Consider the following 4,078-nt stretch of genomic DNA (forward strand, 5'->3'; position numbering starts at 1 on the left):
GCTAGATGGCGAAACCCGCCAGTTAGCGGAGGGCGGCATCCGGCATCTATCGCCCAAGTGCCGCTAAAGCCGCTCCCAAGGTAGTTGGCGAAATCGTGATGAGGCTTGATCGTTGCCTCGTCGAGGCAACAGCGAGCTTCAACTGCCTTGTCTCCGCGCTATTGCACCTGCCCGGTCTCTTCAATTGCTGCTTTGGGTTTACGGAATCCCCACTATCGGCGGACCCGAGCCGCGCCGCTGCGCTCAACGCAGAGCACTTGAGCTGGAGGCAGCGAGGGCTTCCATGAGGGTTAGTACAGCCAGCTAAACTGCAACAAGTCAGTGTCCCGCTGAGGGTGTCGAAATCTACAGGTTGTTGCCCTGTTAGAGTCGGCCGTTGAAAGTTCATGGCTAGCGCTGATTTTCCCCGCTGCCGACTACTGGAGAAGCATGCGGAAGGCGGCCGGGAAGCTAGCCAAGGTTTCTTTCGTTGGGTGAGTCGCAGTGGACATTCCGCGGCGGGAGATTCACGCTATAGAAACAACAAATTCCTGTAACCAACGGAGCTTCCTTGACTTCTTCGCGGCGCCACCCTCAAATGAGTCGAGCCCGGATGGGGAACAATCTTGACACGATTCGGCGTCATAACTTGTCAGCCATCCTCACTTTGGTGCATCAGGCACGTAGTCTTCCCCGCACCGAGTTGACGCGTCTTACGGGGCTGAATCGATCCACCATTGCTGGGCTGGTGGGGGAACTACAGGATTTAGGGCTGGTCGGCGAGGTGGGGGCGGAGAACACTACTCAGGTTGGCAGGCCCAGCTCCATAGTGAAACCTGCCAGCCAACCGGTGGCAATTGCTGTCAACCCAGAGATTGACGCGATCACGGTGGGCGTAGTGAGCCTTGGCGGAGTAGTTCAAAACAAAATTCGCTTCGCGACTGACGATGCACCAACTGTGCGCCAGGCGGTCAATATTACCGCGGCAATAGTGGAAGGGGTAAGGGGAGGCTTACAGGCTTCAACCCGGATCGTCGGAATTGGAGTAGCCGTCCCGGGTCTTGTGAGACTACAAGACGGCCTGGTCCGTTACGCGCCCCATCTGGGGTGGCGTGATGAGCCCCTTGCCGAGATGCTGGCAGCTGCCACTGGTCTCGACACCTGGGCTGCAAATGATGCCGGTCTCGGCGCCCTGGCTGAGCGTACCTTTGGCGCCGGCAAGGGCATCGACGACCTGATTTATCTCAATGGAGGAGCCAGCGGTGTGGGCGGTGGGGTCATCGCAGGAGGTGTCGCGCTTCGTGGAGCAAGCGGATACGCCGGGGAGCTTGGTCATACCCGCGTTCGCGGGGACGGTCTCCGCGATTCAGCCGGAGCCCGCGGAACTTTGGAATCAGAGGTTCGAAGGGAAAACCTTCTGAACGTTCTCGCTTTACCGCCATCTGCGGACGAACAAGAACTGGAAAGGGCACTGCTCGCTTCTGACTCCCCTGCAGTGCGTGCCGAAGCGAACCGGCAACTGGACTTTCTTGGCGTGGCATTGGGGTCAGCCATTAACTCTTTTAATCCCCGACTCGTTGTTTTGGGTGGCTTCCTGGGCGCTCTGTACGAATTCGACTCCCATCGCCTCAACACAGTTATTGAAGGGGAGGCACTTCCTGAAGCGTTTGCTGACGTTGCGGTTACACGTCCGGCCCTTAACGCGGACATTCTGATTGTTGGCGCGGCAGAATTGGCTTTTGCTCCCCTCCTGTCTGCCCCCGCAGAGGTCATGGGGACCGCCGGACCGAGCCGTACAGGAGGGCTTCGCGCCTAAGCAGATCAACGAGCAAGCCCGCGGCTGCAAGCGTTGAACTGACTCTCGAGGGCCGAACCCCGCACCTGTCCAATTTCGTCCTTTTTCCAGTGACGGGGCGCGGGAACAGAACGTATCCTGAAAGAAGTCAAGCAGCGGCTGTCCGTATCAGGCAAAAGATCTCAGCCATGGCTGAGCAAACCCCTTTGGCCAGGAACCAGACGCCCTGCTGGTGATCCGAGCACTTGCTCCGCTCCCTGTTTCCCTGACCAAATTTCTCCCCCGTCGGAACGAGCTGGATCCCTCTTGTTCGTCCCCATTTGTGTCGTCTCACAGCGCGGGCCACTTTGGACTTCACGTTTTCGGCACCGCCCGCCCGCGTCCTGACGACCGCAAAAAAGTATTAGTGCAGGGTATGAGCCAAGGAAGGACTTAGGGTCATGGCTGCTTACTTTGAACTCGTTGATGCTCCTGAAGGAGGCTACCGAGTAAGGCTGCTTAACTCTGCTGGGCAGGTTGTGGCTGTTTCGGTCTGTTTCCCCACAAAAGAGGCGGCAACGGCAAGTATTTTTCAGACCAGGGAGGTGGCTGCCGACGCACCAATGCTCGACCTGAGTGCACCGATTGATGGAAAGCACGACAGGCACTGCGCCGAGCACCATGTCAAAAGAACCGCTTAGGCTTCCTTCACGCAAATGGAGCCGATGTAGGCGGACGCAGTGTAGGAGCAATGTAACCGACGTAGGAACACAACCAGGTATTGGGTGCTTCGGCGCCAGCTCATCCCCTAGCTTTTGCTGCCTGGTGGTAGCGCCTGAGAACTTCGCCGGTTGCATCTGCGGAAACGTGCGCTTCTGGACCTGTCGCCCACGTGGGTAGTTCTCCTAGGACTAGACCTGCGGCTTGGCGGGCGGCTCCATTGGCAACGTGTTCCTGCGGAGCGGGCACCGTCACGTCCATGGCGAAAACGGACGCAGTTATGTGCTGCATGGCCTGGGAACGGGCTCCGCCTCCGACCAGGATTATTCGGTTAGTAACAACACCACCAAGGTCAGTAAGTGCCTTGAGTCCGTCTGCAAGTGAGCACGCAACACCTTCGACTGCGGCCCGGGCGAGATTCGCGGGCTTGTAGTTCGCCCGGGTGATGCCGTGCAGGGAGCCCGTGGCGCCCGGCAGGTTGGGGGTCCGCTCGCCGTCGAAGTAGGGCACCAGGGACAGGCCGCCGGCGCCGGGCTCTGAGGAGAGGGCAAGGTCATCGAAGTCGAGTAGGTCCACGCCCAGCAGAGCAGCCGTGGCATCGAAAACGCGGGTTGCGTTCAGGGTACAGACCAAGGGGAGAAAATTCCCGGTTGCGTCAGCGAAACCGGCTACGATTCCAGAGGCGTCCTGCGCGGGAGTATCAGCGACGGCAAAGACGGTTCCTGAGGTTCCAACCGAAATTACTACGTCCCCCACAGCGGCTCTGACACCCAGAGCTGCGGCTGCATTGTCCCCGGCACCGGGGCCGATAAGTGCTCCTGCAGGTGTTTTGAGCTCGGCTTCCAACGGGCCCAGCACTTCGGGCAGCACTGGAACATGGCCCAGGGTATGTTCCAAAACCTCGGGCAGGTAGCGGCCCTTGGCTGGAGACCAGTAGCCCGTCCCCGAGGCGTCGGATCGGTCGGTGCGAAGTGCAGGGAGGCCCTGCACACCAGATCCTGGTCCATATCCGGCCAGACGCCACGAGAGCCAGTCGTGCGGCAAACAGACCGCTGCAGTCTTGGCGGCATTGCCGGGCTCGTTTTCCGCCAGCCACCGCAGCTTAGTGGCGGTGAGGGAGGCTACAGGAACAGTACCCGTGGCTTGTGCCCAGTACTCGGCCCCTTTTGTCAGATCGCCATCGCCAGCAGCTTGGATCAATTGCCGAGCCGCCTGCGCCGAGCGGGTGTCATTCCACAAGAGCGCGGGGCGGACTATCTCACCGGTACTGTCGAGGCAGACCATGCCGTGCTGCTGACCAGCGACTGACACAGCCATAACGTCGTTTAGCCCGCCTGCCTGGGCAACGGCTTCCTGGAGGGCTGTCCACCAATGGTCGGGGTGGACCTCCGTTCCGTCCGGGTGGCTTGCTCTGCCTTGGCGGAGCAGTTCACCGGTGCCTGCGTCACGGACCACGACCTTGCAGGACTGCGTGGAGCTGTCAATGCCAGCCACGAGAACCATTGGATTTTCCTTTGCTGCTCCGTGCGACCGGTCTGGCATGCTGCTTTCCGTGCGCGTTCAGCGCACCGTGAGGCTGGTGTGCTTCGCTCCTTAGCTGGCCCC

Annotated in this window: 3 protein-coding genes; 2 read left to right on the forward strand and 1 reads right to left on the reverse strand. The window is 60.1% G+C overall.

Features of this window, described 5'->3' with window-relative positions:
- Positions 1-592 precede the first annotated feature (592 nt).
- Together FDW81_RS17865 and FDW81_RS17870 are read left to right on the forward strand one after the other, a co-directional pair.
- Positions 593-1,795, forward strand: a complete 1,203-nt coding sequence (locus tag FDW81_RS17865; protein WP_240720412.1) for an ROK family protein — start codon at positions 593-595, stop codon at positions 1,793-1,795.
- A 419-nt stretch (positions 1,796-2,214) separates the two neighbouring features.
- Entirely contained in the window at positions 2,215-2,454 is a 240-nt protein-coding gene (locus FDW81_RS17870) for a DUF1508 domain-containing protein (protein ID WP_138135541.1), read from the forward strand.
- Positions 2,455-2,554: 100 nt separating this feature from the next.
- Here FDW81_RS17870 and FDW81_RS17875 read toward each other — a convergent pair whose 3' ends face one another.
- Positions 2,555-3,976 (reverse strand): xylulokinase, encoded by a 1,422-nt coding sequence (locus FDW81_RS17875; protein ID WP_138135542.1) that lies wholly within the window; start codon positions 3,974-3,976, stop codon positions 2,555-2,557.
- Between the last annotated feature and the right edge of the window lie 102 nt (positions 3,977-4,078).

Source organism: Pseudarthrobacter sp. NamB4, from assembly GCF_005796185.1.
Lineage (GTDB): Bacteria > Actinomycetota > Actinomycetes > Actinomycetales > Micrococcaceae > Arthrobacter.

Excerpts from the sequence above, each read along its gene's own strand:
- FDW81_RS17870 (WP_138135541.1), top strand. The coding sequence starts at position 2,215 with ATGGCTGCTTACTTTGAACTCGTTGATGCTCCTGAAGGAGGCTACCGA.
- FDW81_RS17865 (WP_240720412.1), top strand. The coding sequence starts at position 593 with ATGGGGAACAATCTTGACACGATTCGGCGTCATAACTTGTCAGCCATC.
- FDW81_RS17875 (WP_138135542.1), bottom strand. The coding sequence starts at position 3,976 with ATGGTTCTCGTGGCTGGCATTGACAGCTCCACGCAGTCCTGCAAGGTC.